This window comes from Haloferax elongans ATCC BAA-1513 (assembly GCF_000336755.1).
GTDB classification, from domain to species: Archaea; Halobacteriota; Halobacteria; order Halobacteriales; family Haloferacaceae; genus Haloferax; species Haloferax elongans.
The window spans coordinates 559,187-581,662 of record NZ_AOLK01000015.1 but is presented as its reverse complement, the minus strand read 5'-3'; the positions used below and the strand labels follow the sequence as shown (position 1 = coordinate 581,662).

Below are 22,476 nucleotides of genomic sequence, written 5' to 3'. Positions count from 1 at the left end.
ATTATCGACACGAGACGAGATGACAGCACCGAATCGAAACGCCCTCTGGGCACGGACGTTCGTCGACGAATTGGCTCGCACCGGCATCGACGCGGTGTGTATCGCACCCGGCAGTCGCTCGACACCGTTGACGGAGGCGTTCGACGGCCACGACGACATCGAGACGTTTTCACACCTCGACGAGCGCTCGGCGGCCTACTTCGCGCTCGGGCGCGCCCGCCGAAGCGGCGAGGTGACGCCCATCGTCTGTACCTCCGGCACTGCGGCGGCGAATTTCCACCCCGCAATCATCGAGGCGTCCCAATCTCGAGTCCCGATGCTCGTCCTCACGGCTGACCGCCCGCCAGAACTCCGTGACAGTGGCGCGAACCAGACCATCGACCAAGAGAAACTCTACGGCGACGCCGTCCGCTGGTACAAGGATATGCCGGAACCGGAAGCGACAGAGCGCAAACTCCGGAGTCTCAGGACGACTGCGTCCCGCGCACTCTCTGAGTCGACTGGTGCCGACTCCGGCCCGGTCCATCTCAACTTCCCATTTCGGAAACCTCTCGAACCGACCGCCGTCGAAGACGACATCCCGAACGGGCTATCGCGCGAGGCACTCGACGGCCGCGACGACGACCCGTACGTCAAGACGACCGGCGGCGTCCCCGAGCTCTCGGAGGACAACCTTCGAAAACTCGCCGACGAACTGACCGCCGACCGCGGGCTCATCGTCGCTGGCCCGGCCGACTCGCCAGGATTCAACACCGAAGCAATCGCCGCGCTCGCACACGCGACAGGGTTCCCCATCGTCGCCGACCCGCTCTCCGGACTCCGATTTGGCGGACACACCCGAACGACGACGGTCCTCGGCGGCTACGACGCCTACCTCGACGAGCGCGTCACCGACGACTGGCCCGACCCCCAAGCCGTGGTCCGAATCGGCGCGTCCCCCACTTCGAAGCCTCTCAGAAAGTACCTCGCCCGGACCGACGCCCGACAGTATCTCGTCGACCCCGCGGGTCGCTGGCGAGAAGCCGAGTTCACCGCGACTAATCTCGTCGAGGCCGAACCCTCGGTGCTCGCGTGGCGACTCTCGCAACTCGTCCGCAACCGGCCCGATTCGGAGTGGAATCAGTTGTGGACCGACGCCGAAGAGACACACTGGGACGCTGTCGATGCCGAAACTGGCGCGTTCGAGGGGCGCGTTGCGGCCGACGTGGCCGAACTCGCACCCGAGCCATCGACCGTCTTCGTCTCGAACTCGATGCCTGTCCGCGACCTCGACCGCTTCGCTCGTCCCTCGACAAAGGCACGAACTGTCCTCGGGAACCGCGGTGCGTCTGGTATCGACGGTATCGTCTCGTCGGCGCTCGGTGCCGGGTCGGCGACGACCGACCACCTGACGCTCCTGACCGGCGACCTCGCGTACTACCACGACATGAACGGCCTGCTCGCGCTTGGTCGCCTCGGCGTGGACGCGACCATCGTCCTCGTGAACAACGACGGCGGCGGCATCTTCCACATGCTCCCCATCGAGGAGTTCGAACCGCCGTTTACGGAGCAGTTCAAGACGCCCCACGGCCTCGACTTCGAGGCCACCGAAGACCTGTACGACCTCTCGTTCGACTCGGTCGAGATGGGCGACTTCCGCGACGCGTACGCCGAGTCGGTGGCGAGCGTCGGGACCGACGTCATCGAGGTCCGAACCGACGCCAAGGACTCTCACCGCGTGCGCGACGACCTGCGAGAGCGAGTCGTAGACGCGCTGACCGACTGAGTCTCGGTCGTTCTTCACTCCCTTTCCCTTCTCTCTTCACGTCAACCGACTGACTTTTTAGCCACGGATTTCATCGTGGTCGTATGCCCTCCACGCGAACCACCTACGTTACTGCAGTCGTCGCCGGGTTGCTGCCGGTCGTACTCTCGCTTCCTCCGTATTTGGATCCATTCGCCGGGCTTCTCACCGGTGTCTCCACCGCAGTTGCGGTCCTGCTACTTTCCGACATCGCTGACAATGGCTATTCGACCGAACTCCAACGGTGGGTGACGCTCGCGGCCGTCGTTGGTGCCTGTCTCTTCTTCGGCGACGGCCTTCTCTCTGCGCGCCCAATTCTCGAGTCGTTCGTCCCGATGCTCCTCCTCCCGCCAGCAGCCATCGCGGTGTGGATGCTCTCCCGTCTCACGTTTCCCGGCTATCCCACGTCGCTGGGTCGTCGCCGGTCACTCACGACCGGACTCGTCGTGAGCAGTCTCGTCGCGTACGGGGCGTTTCACGGCGCAGTCGGGTTGCTTGCAGGTATTTCGACGGGTGTCCTCGTCGGCCTCGCGTCGTGGTTGACGAGTCCACTTGGACCGCTCCGTGAGTGAGGCTACGACTCTGTGGCTGACTCGCCATCCTGTTTCGGACCGACGTGCGTGGCGACGAGGTAGACTGCGGCGTCGAGGACGACCGAAACTCCACCGATAACGCCGCCGACGACGCCCGAAACCCCGCCGCCGAAGAGACCGAACAGTGCGAACGAAGTCAGTTCTAACTCGCCGCGACTGACGCTGGCGAGAAACGCGGTGACGAGAATCCCGAATACGAACACCACGCCGCTTGCTGCGCCGCCGGCGATGCCGCGAAGGACGAGTGACCGAAAGCCCGAGTCCTCACGGGCAATCCTGTCGAGGCCGCCGTCGGCAACTGCCCAGCGCGTCGAGAGCCAGACGACGACCCAGAGATAGGTGAAGACGGCCACGCCGGGGAGCGTCCCGAAGCCAGAGAGTGCATTCGTGAGCACGCCGCTCGTGTGCGCTGCGAAGACACCGATGAGACTCAAGAGCGTGACGTTGACCGTCGTTATGGTCCACGTTTCGAGTCGGTCGGCGTCAGCCATGGGCGAGCACCTCCGCGAACGCGACCAGCACGAGAAGCCATCCGGCAGTCGCCGCATACAGGGTGCGCAGCGAAGTCGCGTCGGGCGTCACGGTCGCGGCGCGAAGCCATCCCAAGACGACGAGTGTCCGAACGAACGACCCGAGGACGAACACGACGACGAGAGCGAGTTTGACGGTCAGGACGAGTCCCCACGTCGTTTCTGGTCCCGGTGGCCCGACCGCCCCGAGATTTCCGACGCCGGTGACGACTATGACGCCCATCGCGCCCCAAAATATCCACTCGTAGCGCGCTGCGAGTTCGATACCGCGGTCGCTGGTCGTCCGTGTTGCGACCCACGCGCCGATTGCACCCCCGAACAGAATCGTCATTCCGACGATGTGGACGAACCGAACGAGGAGGGCGGAAGCGGCGGACATTCTCTAATAATTGTAAGGGAACAGTCAAATACGATGGGGCTGTCACGCGGCTTCGAGCCGGGGGGTGTCGTCGCGGTGGCCACGCAAGCGAATCTTTTTGCGCCGCCCGTGCCGCCACTCGATATGGTCTCGGAGATATTCGATCCCGACCGCTGGGAACCGGTCGAGGGGTCCGACGAGTTCGACGACATCACCTATCACCGCGCCGTCGACGTTCCGGCGGTGCGCATCGCATTCGACCGCCCCGAGGTCCGCAACGCCTTCCGTCCGGGGACGGTAGACGAACTCTACGCCGCACTCGACGATGCCAGAAAGCGGGCCGACGTGGGCTGTGTCCTCCTGACCGGCAACGGCCCGTCCGAGAAAGACGGCGGCTGGGCGTTCTGTTCCGGCGGCGACCAGTCGGTTCGCGGTGGCTCTGGCTACGAGTACCGCGAGGACGACGAGGCAGACGTGTCCGACGACCCGCTCGTGCGCGAAGCCAAGGCTGGCCGACTGCACATCCTCGAAGTCCAGCGACTCATCCGATTCATGCCCAAGCCCGTCGTCGCCGTCGTTCCCGGCTGGGCCGTCGGCGGCGGCCACTCGCTGCACGTCGTCTGCGACATGACGCTCGCATCCGACGAGCACGCGAAGTTCCTCCAGACCGACCCCGACGTGGCCTCGTTCGACGGCGGGTTCGGCTCGGCGTATCTCGCCAAACAGGTCGGCCAGAAGAAAGCCCGCGAGGTGTTCTTCATGGGCAAGACCTACTCCGCTGAGGAAGCCGTCGACATGGGGATGGCGAACGAAGCGATTCCGCACGAGGAACTGGAGGATGTCGCGCTGGAGTGGGCCGACGAGATGACGAAGAAGTCGCCGACGGCCATGCGGATGCTCAAATACGCGTTCAACATGACCGACGACGGGATGGTCGGCCAGCAAGTGTTCGCCGGTGAAGCGACCCGACTCGCGTACATGACCGAGGAAGCCCAAGAGGGCCGCGACGCGTTCCTCGAAAAACGCCAGCCGGCGTTCCGCGACTACCCGTGGCACTACTGAGACAGTAGCACCCCCGAGCAAAGGATTTAGGGACGCCTAAAATTAGGAAGCGACTTATACCTTTAGGTGAGCCTAAAGATATGGACGGAGACTCCACGGAACGGAACGGGCTGACGCGTCGCAACTATCTACAGTACGGTGCACTCGCCAGTGCCGGGCTTCTCGCCGGATGTACGTCTGATTCGAGTGGTGACAGTACCGCCGAGACGACCACCGCAGCAGAGACTGCCGCTGAAACGGACACCGCGACCACGACGACGGCTGAACCCGACACGTCGTACTCGGTGTCGATGGCACCGGTCGGTGAGGTCACGTTCGATTCGGTCCCCGAGTCGTGGATTGCCTACGACGGCGGCTACGCCGACATGGGCGTCGCACTCGGCCTCGGTGACAAGATGACCGGTATCGGTGGCGCGGGTCGCTACTACACCTACGTCTACGACGAACTCCCCGGCGTGAGTGTGGACCGCTCGGTCATAGAGGAGAACCAACTCTCGGACAGCGACATGTCCAAGGAGATTTTCTACGAGTTGGACAACGACGTCCACCTGATGGACCCGGAGATGCTCGTCAACTGGTTCGGCTGGAAGCAGAAGGACGTCGACGAGATTACCAAGGGCGTCGCGCCGTTCTTCGGCAACCTCATCTTCCGACGCGAAGACGAGTGGCACGACTACCGGTACTACACCCTCTATGAGGCCTTCGAGAAGGTCGCACAACTCTTCCAAGAAGAAGCGCGCTACGAGGCGTTCGAATCGCTCCACGACGAGTTCATCGCCGACATTCAGGCGAAGCTTCCGTCTGCCGACGAGCGCCCGAACGTCCTTCTGGTGTACGCCGGCAGCGACGAACCCGAGAAGTTCTCGCCGTACCGTCTCAACGACAAGGGGACGAGCAAGAAACAGTGGCGCGACCTCGGCGTCAGCGACGCGCTCTCGGGTACCGGTATCGAGGGGCTGAGCACGACCGACCGCGGAAAAATCGACTACGAGGCCATGCTGGAGGTCGACCCAGACGTGATTCTCCTGCGCGCCCACGAGCGCAAATCGGCCGAAGAGTTCCGCGACACCGTGCTCGAATTCATGAAGTCCCACCCGGTCGCGAGCGAACTGACTGCCGTCAAGAACGAGCGCGTCTACCGTGGTGGCTACCTCTTCCAGGGTCCGATTCAGAACCTGTTCCTGACCGAGCGCGGGGCACAGCAACTGTATCCCGACGTCTTCGGTGAGGTCACGAGCGACGAGACACTGTTCGACCGCCAGCGCGTCGCGGACATCGTCAACGGCGACTTCTGACCATGTCAAGCGACGACTCTCAACCATCGCAGACCGAGTTCGACCGCGACGTCGTCATCGTCGGCGGCGGTCCCGCAGGTTGTTCGGCGGGCGTGTTCACCGGCCGGTACGGCCTCGACACGGTCATCTTCGACCGGGGCCGGTCGTCGCTTCGACGGTGCGCACACCTCGAAAACTACCTCGGGTTCCCCGGTGGCATCGACATCGACACCCTCTACGACCTGATGCACGACCACGCCGAGGAAGCCGGGTGCGAAATCGTCCCGGACCTCGTCGAGGAGGTTTCCGAGTTGGAGACGGGGTTCACCGTCACGACGCAGGACGGCCGGACAGTCACCACGAAACGCGTCGTCGCGGCCGCCCGGTACGGTGGCGAGTATCTCAAACCGCTCGGCGACGACTCGATGTTCATTCAGTACGAACACGACGGCGAGGAACAAGAGCGGTTCAACCGCGACTACCCGGACCAAGACGGCCGAACGCCGTTCGACGGGCTGTACGTCGTCGCGCCCGTGACCGACATCAACGCGCAGGCGATTATCTCGGCTGGCCACGGTGCGCGCGTCGCCCGAACGGTCATCGCAGACGCGCGCCGCGACGAAGGGTATCCCGAAGCAATCGCCAAGCACTGGGACTGGATGCGCCGCGAGGCGGAACTCGAAGGCGAACGCGACGACTGGCGCGAGTGGTTCGACGAGCGCGTTCCCGACGACTGCGACGTCGACGAGGAGCGACTCACCGAAATCCGAGAGGCCGAAATCGACCGCCGACTCTCGACGTACCTCTCCGACGAAGAGATGGAAGCACGTGCCGAGCAGGCCCACGAGCGACTCGCTGAACACCTCGACATCGACGCCGAGTCGTCGTAGCCGCGCCTCCACCGCACCAGTGTCGCGCGCTTTTCGATAGGAACTTACTCACTGCTACGGCCCTCGTGTTCACACAATGAGCACGCAGGACATCTCTCGCACGCAGGCGTGGGTGATGGCGTCGCGGCCGCAGACGCTCCCCGCGGCCGCCGCTCCCGTTTTGGTCGGCACGGCCCTCGCGGTCCACGACGGTCTGTTCGCCCCACTGCCCGCGCTTGCGGCCCTCGTCGGTGCGCTTCTCATCCAGGTTGGAACCAACTTCGCCAACGACTACTACGACGCGATTCAGGGAGCCGACACCGAGGCGCGCGAAGGCTTCACTCGCGTGACGGCTGGCGGTCTCATCCCACCCGCCGAGGTCAAGCGCGCGATGTATCTCACCTTCGCCGCGGCTATCCTCCTCGGCACCTACCTCGTCTACGTCGGTGGCGTGCCGATTCTCGTCATCGGCCTGCTCTCGGTCGCTTCAGGCATCGCCTACACCGGCGGTCCGTACCCCCTCGGCTACCACGGACTCGGCGACCTGTTCGTCTTCGTCTTCTTCGGCCTCGTCGCCGTCGTCGGCACCTACTACGTCCAAGCAGCGAGTATCCTCGCGGCCCCACTGTCGATGGGTATCCCACCGGAGACAGTGACGCTCGTCGCCGTCCTCGCCAGTCTCCCAATCGCGGCGATTTCGACGAATATCCTCGTCGTGAACAACATCCGCGACAAGGAAGAAGACGCGACGACGGGCAAGCGAACCCTCGCCGTCCGGTTCGGCTACGGCTTCGCCCGCGCCGAGTACGTGGTGATGCTGGTCGTCGCCTACGCGGTTCCGCTGTATCTCTGGACGCGCTCCGGGTTCGAGTGGCACGTCTTGCTGCCGTTCCTCTCGATGCCTATCGCCGCCCGAATCGCCCGAACCGTCCTCACGGAGACGAACGGCGAACTGCTCAACCCTGCATTGGAGGACACCGGGAAACTGCTGGCGCTCTACGCGCTCCTGTTCTCGGTCGGCCTCGCCCTCGCGTGATGCGTATCCGAAACTTCGCGCTCGACCTGCGACAGCCGCTCACCACCGCGACCGGTGACATCGAGCGCCGCGAAGGATTCCTCGTCGCGGTCGACGTGGACGGCCACACGGGCATCGGGGAGGCGACGCCGCTTCCGGGCTGGACCGAATCGCTCGACGACTGTCGCGCTGCACTCGACGGTGTCGACCACCCGAAGACCGCAATCGAGACCGACGCGCTCGCGGACACACCGGCGGCCAGACACGCGGTGTCGCTCGCGCTCGCAGACGCTCGCGCCCGGCGCGACGACACCCCACTCGCGGCATCGTTCGCTAGCAACCCACACACCTCGCTTCCGGTGAATTCGACAGTCGGTGACGCGCCCGTCGAGCAGACAGTCGAAGCCGCCGAGAACGCTGTTTCTGCGGGATTCGACTGTCTAAAACTGAAGGTCGGCGCACGCGACACCGGCGCCGACATCACTCGCCTCAGGGCAGTCCGAGAAGCAGTCGGCGACGACGTGTCGATTCGGGCCGATGCAAACGGTGCGTGGGACCGCTGGACGGCCGACCGAGTCCTGGCAGCCATCTCTGACCTCGACCTCGAATACGTCGAACAGCCGCTTCCGGCCGAGGAATTGGCTGGCCACGCCGTCTTGCGCCGCCGCCACGACACACCCATCGCGCTCGACGAATCGCTCGCGTCGGTCCCGCCAGTACGTGCGCTCGCGTCGAACGCCGCAGACGTCCTCGTCTGTAAACCGATGGCACTCGGCGGGCCGGACCGCGTGCTTGACGTGGCAAGTCGCGCACGCAACGCGGGTGTCGATATTGTCGTCACGACGACTATCGACGCCGTCGTCGCCAGACTCGGCGCGCTCCACGTCGCGGCCGCACTGCCCGGCGAGCGCGCACACGGGCTTGCAACTGCATCACTCCTCGATTCGGACGTTGCGGCCGACCCAGCGCCGGTCCGTGACGGGAAGATGAGCGTGCCCGAGTCGCCCGGCCTCGGCATCGACCCCGACGCTGTACTGGACTGAGACCGCAGTCTCGGGGTGGGAAACTCTCCACGGACCAAACGTTTTTCACGGTTCTACACGTCCACGTCGAAAATGACCGAAGTCGAACTCGACTCCGACGCAGTGCGTCTCGCTATCGACGAACACGTCGCCACAGTGACGCTCGACGCGCCAGAGACGCGGAACGCGCTCACGATGGAAGTGACCGCTGGCGTGCGCGAGGCGCTCGACTCCCTGCCGGACGAAGCGCGCTGTGTCGTCTTCCGTGGGTCTGAAGGCGCGTTCTGCGCGGGCGGCGACGTCAACGCGATGATGCAGTTACAGTCGGGCGCGCTTTCGCTTCCCGACGCGGTCGACCACATCATCGACGACACGGCCGACTGTGTTCGCCGCGTCTACGAGTGTGACCTCCCGACGGTCGCCGCAATCGACGGTGCGGCAGTCGGCGCTGGCGGCGCGCTGGCCATCGCCTGCGACATCCAACTCCTCCACGAAGAGGCCCACATCGGCTTCGGATTCCGGCGAGTCGGCCTCGCGGTGGACTCGGGACTCTCGTATCTCCTCCCGCGACACGTCGGACAGAACGTCGCGATGGAACTCGTCTACACGGGCGAACTGCTCGGCCCCGAACGGGCGCTCGAACTGGGCGTCGTCAACCGCGTCGCGGGCGCTGACGAGTTCGAAGCCGAACTCGACGAGTTGACCGCGCGCATCGCGGGCGGGCCGACGAAGGCGCTCACCGCATCGAAGCGCCTCCTTCGCAGACAGGACGACTCCATCGAGGCGGCCATCGAACACGAGGCGACTGCGCAGGCGGTCATCTTCGAGACCGAGGACCACGCCGAGGGCGTCGAATCGTTCATGGAGCGCAGAGAGCCGGAGTTCGAAGGGCGCTAAGCGTTCGGGTCACACAGCGGTGGCTACTTGTCCCCGCCCGGTGACGGCGGGCGTATGGTCACTGTCACTGTCTGGAACGAATACCGCCACGAGAAGGAAAGCGAGGAAGTCGCGGCCGTCTATCCCGATGGCATCCACGCGACTATCGCCGAGGGCCTCCGCGACGCGGGCTACGACGTAAACACCGCGACGCTCGACGAACCCGAACACGGCCTCTCCGAATCGGTCCTCGACGACACGGACGTGCTGGCGTGGTGGGGCCACAAAGCCCACGGCGAGGTTGACGACGAAATCGTTGACAAGGTGGTTCAGCGCGTCCGCGACGGGATGGGTCTTCTCGTCCTCCACTCGGGCCACTACTCGAAACCATTCACGCGACTCATGGGTACCTCGTGTTCGCTGAAGTGGCGCGATTCCGGCGAACGCGAGCGCATCTGGACGGTCGAACCGGGCCACCCCATCGCCGACGGTCTCCCCGAGTCGTTCGAGGTGCCGCGCGCCGAGATGTACGGCGAGCGATTCGACATTCCGGCACCCGACGAACTCGTCTTCCTCTCGTGGTTCGAAGGCGGCGAAGTGTTCAGAAGCGGATGCTGTTACACCCGCGGCAAGGGCCGCATCTTCTACTTCCGACCGGGCCACGAGACGTTCCCAATCTACGAGCAACCAGAGATTCAGACAGTCCTCGCGAACGCCGTCGACTGGGCTGCCCCCGGAAGCGGACCAGACCCGAACTTCGACAACGTCGCCCCGCTCGAAGACCTCGACTGAGATGCGTTTGCAGCGTTTTTCGAGTCTCCTGACTGTCGCAAGTTCCTGAGGAGTCGTTATTCTGTCTGCGGTCCTAGTTTCACGGGCGATTCGGTGGCACACTCGTCCCGAGTCGCGGTGAGACCATGAAGGGAATCAGTGGAAAGGTCGCCCTCGTCACGGGCGCTGCGTCGGGTATCGGGCGGTCGACAGCAATTCGGTTCGCCGAAGAGGGTGCGAAGGTCGCACTCTCGGACGTGCAGGTCGACGCGGGACAGCAAGTGGTACGCGAGATAGAGGCTGAAGGCGGTGAGGCCGTGTTCTTCGAAGCCGACGTCTCGAAGGAAGCCGACGTGGCCGGACTGGTCGAACGGACCGTCGAGGAGTTCGGCGGCCTCGACTTCGCCCACAACAACGCCGGTATCGAAGGCACCCAATCGTCAATCGCAGAGATGTCCATCGAGGACTTCCAGCGCGTCATCGACATCAACCTCACGGGCGTCTTCCTCGGGCTGAAATACGAGATTCCACGCCTCGTCGAACAGGGTGGCGGCGCAATCGTCAACACCTCGTCTGTCGCCGGAATGACCGGCGGCGCGAACCTCTCGCATTACTACGCCGCGAAACACGGGGTTATCGGACTGACGCGCTCGGCCGCCCTCGAAGTGGCGTCCGAGAACATCCGGGTCAACGCCGTCTTACCGGGCGTCATCGAGACGCCGATGATAGAGCGGTTCGTCGGCGACGACGAAGAGGCGAAAGAAGGACTGCTCGCGACCGAACCAATCGGGCGGTTCGGAACACCGGAGGAAGTTGCGGGTGCAGTGGTCTACCTCTGTTCGGACGACGCGTCGTACGTCACCGGCCACCCGATGGTCGTCGACGGCGGCTACGTCGTCCCCTGACCGCACCACCAATCCCCGCACAGCGACACCCTTATTCGAGAATCAGTCGCGGTCGCCGACTATGCTAAGTGCTGTCGGTCCTGAACGAACGTCATGGCACAACCGACGAGTGGCCAACAACGCCTCATGTTCGTCTTGTTCGCAGTCGCCACGCTGATTTTCATCCTCGGAATCGTCGTCATCGGGTTCCTCTCGGGTGCGATTTGACGACTCGCCGAGGGGTAGCACCGGTCCCGGTTAGCGCGTCGAATCCTCGGGACGGAAGGTCTTGCCACCTTTCTCGTCGGCGGTCATCCGCCTGAGGGCCGCCGCTGCGTTGCTCGCGTCGTAGCCGAAGAGCACGTCTTTCGCGTACTCGTCGGCGACTTCGAGCGCGTGAATGAGGTCGTCTACGTCCACGTTGACGGCGTAGAGTTCCACAGAGAGGTCCGCGCCGGTGTCGGCGAGGAGCGTCTGGAAGCCCTTTGCGATGGTCTCTAGCCAGTAGGTCGTGCCGTAGTTGGTGTCGTACAGCGGGACGACGAACTCGTCGACGTAGGTCGAAAGGGCGTCGATGTCGAGTCCGGCGCGACGATAGAGGTGTCCCGGATACGGGTCGGGATAGAGCGTCAGGTACAGTCGCCCGGGAATTCGGTCGGCCGCCTCGGCGACGAAGTCGGTGATGACCTCGGCACGCCAGTCGAACCAGTCGTCTTCGTCGCCGTCGCGGTCGTTCTCTTCGGACCACTCGCGGAACTGCTCGGTGCAGCGTTCGCAGTGGCAGTACTCTTCGCGAGGGAACCCAACGTCGTCGAGACGAACGTCGCCGTTTGCCTCGGCGGCGTCCTCGACGATTTCGAGAAGTCCGGCGCGGTACTTCTCGTTCGTCGGGCAGATGTAGGCCCAGTCGAAGTAGGTCCGGTCGCGGGTGGCGAGGTTCCCCTCGTCGTCGACGGGGACGAGGTCTGGATTCTCGTTTGCGGCGGCGTTGTCGCCGAAACACGATATCATGTTGACCGCGTTCGACAGCGGTTCGGCCGCGCGGCCGGTCACGTCCTTGACTTCGTAGAATCCGCGGTCGAACTCTGGCCAGTCGACCTCTTCTGCGTTGCGTGTGACGACCCCGTACATGAATCCGCTTTCGGTTGGGTCGTGGGTAAGTCGTTCGCTCTCCGAAGCGCCGAATCGACACTGAACGAGTGCTATCGAGACGGCAGACTCACGGGACAAAAAAAAACGGAGGCTCGGCTACTGCCGAGCGGAGGAACGTTCGACTACTCTTCGATTTCGACTTCGACCGCTTCACCATCGCCGGAGAAGACGGTGTAGAGGACGGCGACTACTGCGAGCACCAAGACGAGTTTGGCCTTCTTGGACATACAGTAGCGTAGACTGTGGCGACACTAAGTGATTTCGACACGACGCGCGGCGGACACACGAGACCTTACTCCGAGAGTATACCTAGACAGTATTTACAATATGAATATTGTATCTACAGTACAGTTATGGGCTTTCAGTTCGTCCTCTCAGTTAATTCCGACTCGGTTCGGTACATACTATGCCCTCTGAGACACCTCATATCCTCCTCGTCGGTGAGTCACAGGTAGCCGAGCCGCTCGTCACCGCGTTCGAAACCGCAGGCGACGATTGCAACAGTGAGACGGTCTCAGTGATGGTTACTGATGGTGTCGGCGCTGCACTCTCTCGGCTCAGAGGGGACGACCCGTTCGATTGTGTCGTCATCGCAGAGCGCCCCGTGGACGGAGTCGGCGTCGAACTCGTCAGGGAGATTCGCGCAACGGACAGCGACCTTCCAATCGTCTATCTCGCAAACAGCACCGTCGCCGACCACACGACCGAACTCGTCGAACTGGGTATCGAGGGGTATCTGCAGCAGGACTCCTTCGACCCGAACATCGAACTGGTCCCCCGCGTCGAGCGTTTGGCAACTCGACACCGTGCCGAACGGCTCGCGGAGGCCGCCACCGAAGACGGAAGTGGATACACCGACGACGATTGGCTCCTCGAAGATGCGCTCGACGCCCTCGACGATGTCTTCTACGTCTACGACCAGACCGGCGCTCTCGTGCGGTGGAACGCACGACTCAACGAACTGTTCGGACTCTCCGACGAGGAACTCTACGGGAAGAGCGCCGACTCGTTTTTCGACGAGCGGGACCGCCCTGCTATCCGCCGGGCGTTCAACGATGTGCTCGAAGGCGAAGAGAAAGTCGTCGAAGCGCGGGCGAAGACGAAAGAAGGGCGAATCTTGTTCCAACTGTCGAACCGTCGATTGGTCGCCCAAGACGGGTCTATCGTCGGAGTCTGCGGCGTCGCGCGCGACGTGACGCTTCACAGACACCACGAAGAGCAACTCGCGCGACAGAACGAACGCCTCGACGAGTTCGCCCGCGTCCTCTCGCACGACCTCCGGAACCCGCTTTCCATCTCGATGGGCTTTCTCGAACTCGAACGGGAGGCCAACGACTCGGAGTATCTCGGTCGCGTGGCCGACTCGCTCGAACGGATTCGAGACATCGTCGAGGACGTGTTGCACGTCGCCCGACAGGGGACTGCCGTCCTCGATATCGACACTGTCTCACTCGAATCGGTCGCACGAGACGCTTGGTCGTCGGTCGACACGAACGGGTCGACGCTCGTCGTCGAGGCAGACGCGACCATCGAAGCGGACCGCGAACGCCTGCAACGACTGTTCGAGAATCTCTTTCGAAACTCGATAGAACACGCCGGTCCATCGCCAACAGTGACGGTCGAACTGCTCGACTCGAACGCGGGGTTCGCCGTCGGAGACGACGGAGACGGAATCAATCCAGACGTCAGCGGGAACGTCTTCGAACCCGGCGTCACCACTACTCCCAACGGAACGGGATTCGGCCTCGACATCGTCCGGTCGCTGGCGGACGCACACAGCTGGTCGGTGGAAAACGCGAGCGGGGACATCGAGGGTGCGCGCTTCGAGTTCACTGGCGTGACGTTCTGCCAACCCGAGGCAGACAATACGGATTCGACCGACGAAAACGAGTGACGACGCGCGTTAGCTGACGTCGAGGTTCGCGGCGATTTCTTTCTCGCGGACGATAGCCCCGCAGTAGTCACAGCGGACGCCGTCGGAGAGAACGGCAAAGCCGGAGGTAATCGGCTCGTCGGCGTTGCTGATGCAGTTGCGGTTCGGACAGGAGACGACGCCCGAGACGGTTTCGGGGCGGACGACGCGGCTCTTTTCGACCACTTCGTAGTCGCGGACGATGTTGATGCTCGCCGCCGGGGCGATAAGCGAGAGCACGTCGACTTCGGACTGGCTCAGTTCGCGCCCTTCGACCTTGACGATGTCCTTGCGGCCGAGGCGGTCCGAAGGGACGTTCATCCCGACAGAGACGGTCTCACCGCTGGTGCCGTCGATTCCGAGGATGGCGAGGACGTTGAGTGCCTGGCCAGCCTCGACGTGGTCGATGACGGTTCCGTTTTGAATCTTGGAGACGCGGAGTTGGTGGTCGTCAGTCATCGTTGGAGAGGAGGATGTCCAGAAGCGCCATTCGGACGGGGATGCCGTTGTGTGCCTGTTCGAAGTATTTCGCGTGGTCGCTGTCGTCGATTTCGGGTGAAATCTCGTCTACGCGTGGCAGCGGGTGCATGATGACGAGGTCGTCGGACGCGGCGGCGAGCGTCTCGTCGTCGATTTTGTACTCGCCTGCGACCTTGCGGTACTCGTTTTCGTCGGGGAAGCGCTCGCGCTGGATGCGCGTCACGTAGAGCACGTCGAGTTCCGGGAGTACCTCGTCGAGTTCGGTGTGTTCCTTGACGCTCGCGCCCGAGGCGTGCAGGTCGTAGCGAACGTTTCGGGGCAGTTGCAGGCTCTCGGGACTGATGAAGTGCTGATTCACGTCGAAGTTCGTCAGCGCTTCGGCCAGCGAGTGAACCGTGCGACCGTACTTCAGGTCGCCCATGATACCGATGGTGATGTCGTCCAGTCCGGCGTTTTCGCGGATAGTGTAGAGGTCGAGGAGTGTCTGACTCGGGTGCTGACCCGCGCCGTCGCCCGCGTTGACGAGCGGCACGTCGATGAATTCGGCGGCCATCGTCGCTGCACCCTCACTCGGGTGGCGAAGGACGAGCGCGTCCGCGTAGCCTTCGACGACGCGAACGGTGTCGGCGAGAGTCTCGCCTTTTTTGACCGACGACGACTCGACCGGTCCCATGTCGACCGTCTGGCCGCCGAGGCGTTTCATCGCGGTATCGAAGCTCATCCGGGTTCGCGTACTCGGCTCGAAGAAACAGAGTCCGAGAACCGTTCCGGCGTGCCGCTGTCGGAACGCCGCTGGATTCGCGTCGATTTCGGCCGCGCGGTCGAGCACCGCCTCGATGTCCTCCCGCGAGAGGTCTACCGCGGAGATGAGGTGGTCCTGACGCATTGATGATTTGACCGACCTACACCGACTTGAATCCCTCGGCATCGGCCGAAGCGGATGCTATACATTTTCATGCAATAAAACGTGGTTGTCAGAATTCCGACGCGGTTCAGTCGGCGAATCGACCGCGACACGCGGTCGGTGATGGCGTCGGCGATGACGGCTCGATAGCGGTGTGATGCCGATGCCGTCGCCAGGACGGCGAGCCCGTCAGTTAGGGCCAGTTGCCGCTCGACTCGTAGGAGTCGACGACGCGCTGGATGGCGACGACGTAGGCGGCGGTGCGGAAGTTCGTCAGGTCGTGGGTCTCGTAGGCGTCGACGAGGTTGTCGAAGGCATCGACGATGATGCGTTCGAGTTCGTCGTTAACGCGGTCTTCGGTCCAGTAGAACCGCTGGCGGTTCTGGACCCACTCGAAGTACGAGACGGTGACGCCGCCCGCGTTGGCGAGAATGTCGGGGAAGACGTGGACGCCGCGCTCGGTGAGCACGTCGTCGGCGCGGGGCGTCAGCGGGCCGTTCGCGGCCTCGGCGATGATGTCAGCCTGAACCTCTTTCGCGAGGTCGCCGTCGATTGCGTTTTCGAGCGCAGCGGGGACGAGCAGGTCCACGTCGAGCGTCAGCAGCTCGTCGTTCGTGATGGCCTCGGTTCCCTCGTACTCGGAGACGGTGCCCGTCTCGTTCTTGAAGTCTTTGACAGCGCGGGCGTCGAGGCCCTCGGGGTCGTAGATACCGCCGGAAGAGTCGGAGACGGCGACGATGTTTGCGCCGAGGTCCTCGATGAGTTTCGCGGCGACAGAGCCAGCGTTCCCGTAGCCCTGGACGGCGACGGTCGCGCCCTCGATGTCGCGGTCGAGGTATTTGAACGCCTCGCGCGCGGTGAGCATCGTCGAGCGACCGGTCGCTTCGACGCGGCCTTCACTGCCGCCGTTTTCGAGCGCCTTGCCCGTGATGACGCCCGGTGCCGTGGTGTTTTCGAGGGTCTCGTAAGTGTCCTTAATCCAGTTCATCTCGCGCTGGCCGGTGTTCACGTCCGGTGCGGGGATGTCGCGACTCTCGCCGATGAACGGGCGGAGTTCCTTCGCGAAGGAGCGAGAGACGCGTTCGAGTTCGGACTCACTGTAGTCTGCGGGGTCGATGACGATACCGCCTTTGCCACCGCCGTACGGGATATCGACGACGGCGCACTTGTAGACCATCCACCCGGAGAGGGCCTTTACTTCGTCTCGTGTGACGCCCGGGTGGTAGCGAATACCTCCTTTGTACGGGCCTCGGTCGCCGTTGAACTGCGAGCGATAGGCGCGGAAGAGCTCGATGTCGCCGTCGTCCATCTCGACGGAGAGGTTCGTCTCGAGCACTCGCTCGGGGTTCTTCAGGCGCTCGATGACATCCTCGCTCACGTCGAGGTAGGCGGCTGCGTCGTCGACTTGTTCCTGCAAACTCTCGAACGGATTCGCCTCTTGTGCCATGTTATGATACGCACCGGCCGGTGGTTTAAGAGTAGCGGAAATTTTACCATATTATAATGATAATATGCGTACCCAGTGGTAATAGGAGTATTCAGCACACGGACCTGTCGGCCGATTAGTGCGTGCCGACACTCGGACCGAGGAATTGTTTGATTTCTAGTACGATTCGCCGGCTCGGTCGAGAATATTCTCCGCCTGTTTAATCAGCGGTGCGTCTATCATCTCGCCGTCCACACCGAAGACACCACGGTCGTCCGCGTTCGCCTCGTCACGCGCCCGCAGCACCTTTTTCGCCCACGTCACGTCTTCGGGGTCCGGTGAGAATGCCTCGTTAATTGGGCCGACCTGTGCCGGGTGAATCGCTAACTTCCCGTCGTACCCGAGTTCTCGACCGAAGCGCGCGTCTTCGCGCAGGCCTTCTTCGTCGTGGTAGTCGACGTGGAGCGTGTCGATAGCATCGACGCCCGCTGCGGCGGTCGCGACGACGACGCGCTCTCTGGCGTAGAGCACTTCGGTCCCCTCGTCGGTTCGGGTCGCGCCCACGTCGGCGGCGAAGTCCTCCGCACCGAAGATGACGGCGGTGGTGTCGGGGGCGGCGGCAATCTCCGGGGCCGCAAGGACGCCAGCAGCGCTCTCGACAATCGGAAGGACTGGGCAGTCGGCACCGACTTCCCGTGCTGCGGCAGCGACGTTCGTCACGTCTGTCCCGTCGGTCGCTTTCGGGACGACGAGCGCGTCCGGCGGGTGTGTCTCGCAGACGGCCGCGATATCTTCGAGGCCCGTCTCGCCCGGATTCACACGGACCGTAACCTCCGCGTCCGGGTCGAACTCGTCGTCGGAGAGGAGGTCGCCAACGGCGGCTCTGGCCTCGGCTTTTCGCCCGGGTGCGACGGCGTCTTCGAGGTCGAAGACGAGCACGTCGGCTCCGGAGCTCGGGGCTTTGCGCATCAGTTCGGGTCTATCGCCGGGTGAGAACAGCACGCTCCGTCGTGGCATGTCGTGCGGAGAGAGGGATGGAAGGGTGAAAGTTGTACGGGGATTGAATTGTTCGTCGTCGCGGACGAGTGGCGACGGCAGAGACAGCCGTCGGTTTTACTCGGATGTGGCCGAGGCTGGTCCGGCCTGTGTTCGACGCGTTAGGGCCAGAGCCCGCGGTGCTCGTGGGCGGCCGCGACGCGTTCGAGTGCGACGATGTACGCGGCGTCACGCCACGTCACGTCGCGGGATTCGACTTCTTCGCAGACGGCGGTCCACGCATCGAGCATCTCGGACTCCAGTTCGTCGTGGACGCGTTCGAGCGACCACGAGCGGTGGTTGAGGTCCTGCAGCCACTCGAAGTACGAGACGGTGACACCGCCCGCGTTGGCGAGGATGTCGGGAACGACGTCGATGCCGCGCTCTTCGAAGGTCGCGTCGGCGGCCGAGGTCGTCGGTCCGTTGGCACCTTCGACGATGAGGTCTGCCTTCACGTCGTCGGCGTTCTCCTCGGTCAGCACGTTACCGATTGCCGCCGGGATGAGGACGTCGACGTCGAGTTCGAGGAGTTCCCCGTTGGAGAGCTTCTGCGGCGCGTCGTACTTCATGACAGCTTCGGGCTCTTCCTCGTGGGTCGGGACGTCGTGGGTGTCGAGGCCGTCGGGGTCGTAGATTGCGCCGTTCACGTCGGAGACGGCGACGACCGTCGCGCCGTAGTCGTCGAGGAGGCGTGCGGCGGGTGCGCCGACAGAGCCGAAGCCCTGCACGGCGACGGTGGTGTCTTCGAGGTCCCAGCCGAGGTGTTCGATAGCTTCGCGGGCGATGATGGCGACAGAGCGACCGGGGGCCGTGTCACGACCCTTGCTCCCGCCGACGACAGGGGGCTTGCCCGTGACGACGCCCGCCTGCGTCTCGCCTTCCTGCATCGAGTACGCGTCCATGAACCACGCCATCGCCTGCGAGTCCGTGCCCATGTCGGGTGCAGGGATGTCCTTCGTGGGGCCGATGAATGGACGCAGTTCCTCGGCGAAGCGGCGCGTCAGACGTTCTTTCTCGTCGATAGAGAGGTCTTTGGGGTTGACGACGATGCCGCCCTTGCCGCCGCCGAATGGAATGTCCATCAGGGCGCACTTCCACGTCATCCACATCGAGAGGCCGATACACTCGTCTTCGGTGACGTCGGGGTGGAAACGGAGGCCGCCTTTGTACGGGCCGCGCACGCTGTCGTGCTGGGCGCGGTAGCCGGTGTAGACTGCGGTCGAACCATCGTCACGCTCGAGAGGGACCGAGACGCGGTGGACCTGGTTCGGGTGGTGAAGCCGCTCGATGATGCCCGGGTCAACGTCGAGATGCGCTGCCGCGCGTTCGAGTTGGCGTCGGGCTGTTTCGAGGGCTGTCTCTTCCGTCGGTTCGTCGTCCGGCTCGGATGTTGGTGCTGCGGATGCCATAGTGCGTTCGTACCAGCCTGGTACCGGCCGTGCAGCCGGTCAGATACTGTCCATGACGTTCACCAGCCACCCGTGTGGGCAGCTAATGAGCGTGTTCGCGTTGCTCTTCGTTGGATAATTATAATGGTTGTTATCTGATTTCGCTTAGGGCAAGAGTTGTCATACCGTGAAACGGCCATCGAACCGTCACGGTTTTATCACGGTCTTACACAAACTGGCGTATGACTGGCCTGTACTACGAGGAGTTCGAGGTCGGACAGACCATCGAACACGAAAAGCGGCGGACGGTCTCGGAGTCAGACAACCAGCGTTTCTGCGACATGACGATGAACCAGCAGCCGCTGCACCTCGACGAGGAGTTCGCCTCGGACACGCAGTTCGGCGAGCGCCTCGTCAACGGCCTGTTCACCATGAGCCTCGCAGTCGGCGTCTCGATTCCCGATACGACCGACGGGACCATCGTCGCAAACCTCAGCTACGACAACGTGTCGCATCCGAACCCGGTGTTCCACGGCGACACGCTCCGTGCGCAAACCACCGTCCTCGACAAGCGCGAAACGTCCGACGGCGAGCGCGGTATCGTGACGATGAAAGTCGAGGTGTTCAACCAGGACGACGACCTCGTGTGTGAGTTCGAGCGCACGGCGCTGTCGCTGAAGAAAGCGAACGTCGACGAAGCATAGAGCGTCGTCTCCGATCCGCTCTCCCGTCTCGCCTGAATTCTCTCGTTCCGTACCGCTTTGTGTGCTGCGTCGCTACGTTGGCTATGGACTTCGACGGCTTCGCGTCGCGAGCGCTATCACGGCCGTCTCACTTACGCAATTAGCACCTGGCTACGCGCTTCTCGTTCGTGCTGTCCTGCTACCCCACTGACGTCAGGAGGATGAGTTGGGCGTTCATCAGGCCCGCGACGCCCCACGGGACCGCGACACCGATTGGAATCGCACCGCGGTAGCGAACGGGGAGAAACACCCACATCGTCCCTGAGATGAGAAGTACAATTGACTTCAACAAGAGCAACGTCCCGAGCGCGCCGAACTGCGGCATCAAGGCGAGGACGACTGGATTCAGCTCGGAGAGGCCGCGACTCAGCCCGAACATCGTGGTCGCCACGTCGAGGACGAGCGCCAAGAGCGTGACCAACCAGAGGTGGGAATCGTCGCTGAAGACGCGGGAAAAGAGCGTCGGGGCGGACTCAGGCCGTGGTGTTTCGAGGCTCATAACACGCACCAGAGACGGTGACACCCGTGGTTGGCACGCAGGTATCCTCAGTAGCCACTCCATACGTCACTTATCGCGACATTACCGGCCGGAAAAACAGAGTATTAACGAGCGCTCAGACGCCGTTTCAGAGGATGGTGCCGTGTTTCTTGTCCGGCAGTGACTTGTCCACGTCAGCGTAGAACTCGAATCGATTGACGAGTTCCTCGCGGAGCGTCGACGGCGGGACGATTTCGTCGATGACGACTTCGCTCGCCATTCGGTGGACGTTGATGTCCTCGCGGTACTCCTCGCGGAGTTCGTCTTCCATCGCTTTTCGCTCTTCGGGGTCGTCGATGGCGTTGAGTTTGTTCGCGTAGACGGCGTTGATTGCGGCCTCGGGGCCCATGATACCGATTTCGCCCGAGGGGAGGCCAATGACGCTGTCGGGGTCGTAGGCGGGGCCGCCCATCGCGTAGATACCCGCGCCGTAGGCCTTGCGCACGATGACCGTCTGTTTCGGAACCGTCGCCGACGACGTGGCGTAGATGAACTTCTTGCCCTTCTCCAGAATGGCGTCTTTCTCGACTTGCGACCCGGCCATGAAGCCCGGGGTGTCACAGAGGTACAAGAGCGGAATCTCGTAGGCGTCGCACGTCCAGATGAACTCGGCGGCCTTCTCGGCGGCGTCGGGGAAGATTGCGCCCGACCGCTCCGTGGGTTGGTTGGCGACGATGCCGACCGGTCGGCCGTCGATGCGGGCGAACGCCGTGACGATTTCCTTGCCGTAGTCGGGCTTCAGTTCGAAGACCGATTCGGCGTCGGCGATACGTGCGATGAGGTCGTGCACGTCGTAGGCGCGGTTCGGTGACTCGGGGATGAGTTCGTCGATCCCCTCGGGGGAGAACCGCGGCGGTTTCGGCTCCGAGCGCGGCGGTTTCTCGCCCGCCTTGTCGGGCAGGTAGGTAACGAGCTGTGCCACGAGTTCGCGGGCGTGTTCCTCGTCGCGGGCGACGAGGTCGGCGCTCCCGGACTCTTGGGCGTGCATGTGCGCACCGCCGAGGTCCTGCATATCGATTTCCTCGCCGGTGACCATCTTCACCATCCGCGGGGACGCGATAGCCATCGCCGACATCCCCTCGACCATGATGGTGAAGTCGGCGAAGACGGGCGTGTACGCCGCACCGGCGATACACGGCCCGTAGAGGACACAGATTTGCGGGACGTACCCCGACAGCATCGAGTGGTTGTAGTAGTACTTCCCGATGCCCTCGCGGTTGGCGAAGAAGCCGGTCTGCTGGTCGATGCGCCCGCCGGAGGAGTCCATCAGGTAGAGGACCGGCTTGCCGGTCTTGAGCGCGCGCTGTTGCATGCGGAGGAACTTCTCGACGCCGCGGCGCGCCATCGACCCGGCCTTGACGGTGAAGTCGTTGGCCATGAAGTGGAGGTCGCGGTCTTCGAACTCGGCCGCGCCGGTGAGCAGACCGTCACCCGGAAGCCGGTTGTTCGGGTCTGATTCTTCTACTTCCGGCGAGTCCTCGTGCCACGAGTCGAAGTTGGCGAACTTGCCGTCTTCGAACTTCAGGCCCTCCGGGAACCAGAGGTCGAGGCGGTCACGGACGAACAGTTTGCCCTGCTCGGGGAGGCGGTCTTTGTACTTCTGCGGACCGCCGCCGAGGATGTCGGCAATCTCCTCTTTGAGTTGTTCTTCGCGCTCTGTCGGAGAGAGGTCGTCGTCGAGCGGGAAGGCCTCTGCGGGCGGTTCGGCGTTCGCTGCGGCGTCGTCCTCGTCGCCGACGTACACGTCGACGTCCGTTCCGAGGTGTCGCGCCAGCGCGCCCGCGATGGCCTCTGCCTCTTCGCCGGTCGCGCCGTCACCGATTCTAACCTTCATACGTTCGGATGACGCACCGTATTCAAA

At 63.4% G+C, this 22,476-nt stretch carries 21 protein-coding genes and 1 pseudogene; 12 read left to right on the top strand and 10 right to left on the bottom strand.

Translation table 11 applies throughout. The annotated features are described in order from the left end of the window. Nucleotides 1–19 precede the first annotated feature (19 nt). Together menD and C453_RS09625 are read left to right on the top strand one after the other, a co-directional pair. Nucleotides 20–1,765, top strand: a complete 1,746-nt coding sequence (gene menD / locus C453_RS09630) for a 2-succinyl-5-enolpyruvyl-6-hydroxy-3-cyclohexene-1-carboxylic-acid synthase (RefSeq protein WP_008324205.1) — start codon at nt 20–22, stop codon at nt 1,763–1,765. 83 nt (nt 1,766–1,848) lie between these two features. Next, the gene (locus tag C453_RS09625) at nt 1,849–2,355 is read left to right on the top strand and encodes a hypothetical protein (protein WP_008324203.1); all 507 of its coding nucleotides are present in this window, start codon (nt 1,849–1,851) and stop codon (nt 2,353–2,355) included. Nucleotides 2,356–2,357: 2 nt separating this feature from the next. On the opposite strand, the gene C453_RS09620 is transcribed toward C453_RS09625, so the two are convergent. After that, nucleotides 2,358–2,867 (bottom strand): hypothetical protein, encoded by a 510-nt coding sequence (locus tag C453_RS09620; RefSeq protein ID WP_008324201.1) that lies wholly within the window; start codon nt 2,865–2,867, stop codon nt 2,358–2,360. After that, a complete protein-coding gene (locus tag C453_RS09615; RefSeq protein ID WP_008324199.1) occupies nt 2,860–3,285 on the bottom strand; it encodes a CopD family protein in 426 nt (141 codons plus the stop codon). The genes C453_RS09620 and C453_RS09615 overlap by 8 nt, the downstream gene beginning before the upstream one ends. Before the next feature lie 123 nt (nt 3,286–3,408). Between C453_RS09615 and C453_RS09610 the strand changes: the two genes are divergently transcribed. The 8 genes from C453_RS09610 to C453_RS09575 all read left to right on the top strand — a co-directional run bounded on the left by C453_RS09610 (nt 3,409) and on the right by C453_RS09575 (nt 11,058). Continuing rightward, nucleotides 3,409–4,326: a 1,4-dihydroxy-2-naphthoyl-CoA synthase gene (locus C453_RS09610; RefSeq protein WP_008324197.1), complete on the top strand. Its 918-nt coding sequence runs from the start codon at nt 3,409–3,411 to the stop codon at nt 4,324–4,326. Between the two features lie 80 nt (nt 4,327–4,406). Beyond that, on the top strand, nt 4,407–5,621 hold the full coding sequence (locus C453_RS09605; RefSeq protein WP_008324196.1) for an ABC transporter substrate-binding protein: 1,215 nt from the start codon (nt 4,407–4,409) through the stop codon (nt 5,619–5,621). 2 nt (nt 5,622–5,623) lie between these two features. Then, nucleotides 5,624–6,490, top strand: coding sequence for an NAD(P)/FAD-dependent oxidoreductase (locus C453_RS09600; RefSeq protein WP_008324191.1), 867 nt, complete (start codon nt 5,624–5,626; stop codon nt 6,488–6,490). A 115-nt stretch (nt 6,491–6,605) separates the two neighbouring features. Further along, a complete protein-coding gene (locus tag C453_RS09595; protein ID WP_241430718.1) occupies nt 6,606–7,505 on the top strand; it encodes a 1,4-dihydroxy-2-naphthoate polyprenyltransferase in 900 nt (299 codons plus the stop codon). Next, nucleotides 7,505–8,527: an o-succinylbenzoate synthase gene (gene menC, locus C453_RS09590; RefSeq protein WP_008324187.1), complete on the top strand. Its 1,023-nt coding sequence runs from the start codon at nt 7,505–7,507 to the stop codon at nt 8,525–8,527. Before C453_RS09595 ends, menC begins: the two co-directional genes overlap by 1 nt. Before the next feature lie 72 nt (nt 8,528–8,599). After that, complete coding sequence (locus C453_RS09585; protein WP_008324184.1) at nt 8,600–9,403, top strand: enoyl-CoA hydratase/isomerase family protein; 804 nt, start codon at nt 8,600–8,602, stop codon at nt 9,401–9,403. Nucleotides 9,404–9,457: 54 nt separating this feature from the next. Beyond that, a complete protein-coding gene (locus C453_RS09580) occupies nt 9,458–10,174 on the top strand; it encodes a ThuA domain-containing protein (protein ID WP_008324182.1) in 717 nt (238 codons plus the stop codon). Between the two features lie 125 nt (nt 10,175–10,299). Further along, complete coding sequence (locus C453_RS09575; RefSeq protein WP_008324179.1) at nt 10,300–11,058, top strand: SDR family oxidoreductase; 759 nt, start codon at nt 10,300–10,302, stop codon at nt 11,056–11,058. A 237-nt stretch (nt 11,059–11,295) separates the two neighbouring features. Here the strand turns inward: C453_RS09575 and C453_RS09570 are convergent, their stop codons facing one another. Continuing rightward, nucleotides 11,296–12,168: an alpha-amylase family protein gene (locus tag C453_RS09570; RefSeq protein WP_008324175.1), complete on the bottom strand. Its 873-nt coding sequence runs from the start codon at nt 12,166–12,168 to the stop codon at nt 11,296–11,298. A 427-nt stretch (nt 12,169–12,595) separates the two neighbouring features. Here C453_RS09570 and C453_RS09565 point away from each other — a divergent pair, with 427 nt between their 5' ends. Beyond that, nucleotides 12,596–14,083 (top strand): hybrid sensor histidine kinase/response regulator, encoded by a 1,488-nt coding sequence (locus C453_RS09565; RefSeq protein ID WP_008324173.1) that lies wholly within the window; start codon nt 12,596–12,598, stop codon nt 14,081–14,083. Nucleotides 14,084–14,092: 9 nt separating this feature from the next. On the opposite strand, the gene pyrI is transcribed toward C453_RS09565, so the two are convergent. The 5 genes from pyrI to gdhB all read right to left on the bottom strand — a co-directional run bounded on the left by pyrI (nt 14,093) and on the right by gdhB (nt 19,355). Then, the gene (gene pyrI / locus C453_RS09560) at nt 14,093–14,560 is read right to left on the bottom strand and encodes an aspartate carbamoyltransferase regulatory subunit (RefSeq protein ID WP_008324172.1); all 468 of its coding nucleotides are present in this window, start codon (nt 14,558–14,560) and stop codon (nt 14,093–14,095) included. Then, nucleotides 14,553–15,467: an aspartate carbamoyltransferase gene (gene pyrB / locus C453_RS09555; RefSeq protein WP_008324169.1), complete on the bottom strand. Its 915-nt coding sequence runs from the start codon at nt 15,465–15,467 to the stop codon at nt 14,553–14,555. The genes pyrI and pyrB overlap by 8 nt, the downstream gene beginning before the upstream one ends. A 211-nt stretch (nt 15,468–15,678) precedes the next feature. After that, the gene (locus C453_RS09550) at nt 15,679–16,932 is read right to left on the bottom strand and encodes a Glu/Leu/Phe/Val family dehydrogenase (RefSeq protein WP_008324164.1); all 1,254 of its coding nucleotides are present in this window, start codon (nt 16,930–16,932) and stop codon (nt 15,679–15,681) included. Between the two features lie 156 nt (nt 16,933–17,088). Continuing rightward, nucleotides 17,089–17,928 carry an HpcH/HpaI aldolase/citrate lyase family protein gene (locus tag C453_RS09545; RefSeq protein ID WP_049907594.1) on the bottom strand — a complete coding sequence of 280 codons (840 nt, stop codon included), beginning with the start codon at nt 17,926–17,928 and terminating at the stop codon, nt 17,089–17,091. 140 nt (nt 17,929–18,068) lie between these two features. After that, a complete protein-coding gene (gene gdhB / locus C453_RS09540) occupies nt 18,069–19,355 on the bottom strand; it encodes a glutamate dehydrogenase GdhB (RefSeq protein ID WP_008324161.1) in 1,287 nt (428 codons plus the stop codon). 200 nt (nt 19,356–19,555) lie between these two features. On the opposite strand from gdhB, the pseudogene C453_RS09535 reads away from it, so the two are divergent. Continuing rightward, a pseudogene (locus C453_RS09535) lies at nt 19,556–20,038 on the top strand (MaoC family dehydratase); the annotation flags it as partial. Nucleotides 20,039–20,216: 178 nt separating this feature from the next. Here the strand turns inward: C453_RS09535 and C453_RS09530 are convergent. Beyond that, a complete protein-coding gene (locus C453_RS09530) occupies nt 20,217–20,576 on the bottom strand; it encodes a hypothetical protein (RefSeq protein WP_008324155.1) in 360 nt (119 codons plus the stop codon). A gap of 127 nt (nt 20,577–20,703) precedes the next feature. After that, complete coding sequence (locus C453_RS09525) at nt 20,704–22,449, bottom strand: acyl-CoA carboxylase subunit beta (protein ID WP_008324153.1); 1,746 nt, start codon at nt 22,447–22,449, stop codon at nt 20,704–20,706. Nucleotides 22,450–22,476: the final 27 nt, after the last annotated feature.